Source organism: Adhaeribacter rhizoryzae, from assembly GCF_008629685.1.
GTDB classification, from domain to species: domain Bacteria; phylum Bacteroidota; class Bacteroidia; order Cytophagales; family Hymenobacteraceae; genus Adhaeribacter; species Adhaeribacter rhizoryzae.
On record NZ_VWSF01000052.1, the window covers coordinates 1 to 1,494 of the forward strand.

A 1,494-nucleotide genomic window follows, 5' to 3' on the forward strand; every position below is an offset into this window, starting at 1 on the left:
AACGGCATCGCCAGTAATCCTTTTTATGAAACCACCAACCCAGGTTCCATTCGGTCTAAAGTTTGGGCTTTAGGTTTACGCAATCCTTTTCGCATGTCGCTTAAGCCAAATTCCGGTAGTTTTATTCCATCCGACGGAAAACCAGGAAATCTGTATGTAGGTGATGTAGGATATGGAACCTGGGAAGAAGTTGATGTAATTGATAAAGCTGGGCTAAACTTAGGTTGGCCTTTGTATGAAGGTTTAACCCCGCATGATGGTTTTTGGAACAAAAAGACCTATAATAAATTTGCACCTAATCCTTTGTACGGCACCAACGGATGTACCCAACAGTATTTTTATTTTCAAGATTTAATCACCCAGGCCACCCATAGCGGTAATGCCAGCTTTACTCATCCTTGTAATAATACCCAAACAATTCCGTCTACGGTTAAAACTTATCTCCACAATCGTCCTATTATAGACTGGAAACACGACCAGACCATAACCAGAACGGCAACTTTTAGTGGTGAAACGGCAACTGTTACTAATCTGGGGGCAGCAGGTTCTCCTGCTACCGGAACTATGTTTTCAGGCAGCTCTGTTACCGGCGGCGTTTTTTATCCCCACAGTGATTTCCCACCCGAATACCAGAATGCATTCTTTTTCGGAGATTATGGCAGTGGATGGATTCGCAGCTTAACGGTAGATAGTGATAATATCCCGACCGCCATTAATGGTTTAATAGGTAATAATGCCATTGTGGTTGGAATGGCTACTCACCCCACCGAGCCGGGACTGTATTATATTGCTTATCCTTACCAGGTCCGGAAAATTACTTATAATAAAACTAACCAGCCGCCGGTAGCGATAGCTTCGGCCGATAAAACTTATGGCCCTAGTCCTTTAAATATACAATTTACCGGTAGTGCTTCCCACGACCCGGATGGTCAGCCGCTTACCTGCCGGTGGGACTTTGGCGATGGGACCAGCAGTACGCTGCCCAACCCTATGCATAGTTTTACCACCGCTACGAATACTCCTACGCAACGCACAGTTACTTTAACGGTGACCGACAGCCAGGGCAGTTTCCATCAAACTTCCTTAATCATTTCGGTTAACAATACCCCGCCACAAGTAGATATTACCAGTCCGCTGGATAATACCTATTATCCCATGACTGGCCAGACTACCTATAACTTACGGGCTACCGTTACTGATTCGGAGCATAGCAATAGCCAGCTTTCCTATAAGTGGCAGACAACCTTGCATCACGCCAGCCACGAGCATCCCGAACCTGCTGATACTTCACCGGAAACTACGGCTGTTATTTCACCATTAGGATGCGGTGCCGAAACCTATTACTATAGCATTACCTTAACCGTAACCGATGCCGCCGGTTTAGCAACCACCAAAGTAGTAAAATTATACCCGCAGTGTTCCGCACCTCCATCCGTATCTATTTCTTCACCGGCAGCCAATGCCAGCTATACGGCCCCGGCCAACCTTACCATT

Annotated in this window: 1 protein-coding gene; it reads left to right on the forward strand. The window is 46.1% G+C overall.

Annotated elements, in window-relative coordinates:
- Positions 1-1,494 (forward strand): PKD domain-containing protein (locus F0145_RS26020; protein ID WP_150093618.1); only part of this gene is annotated, 1,494 nt, incomplete at both ends.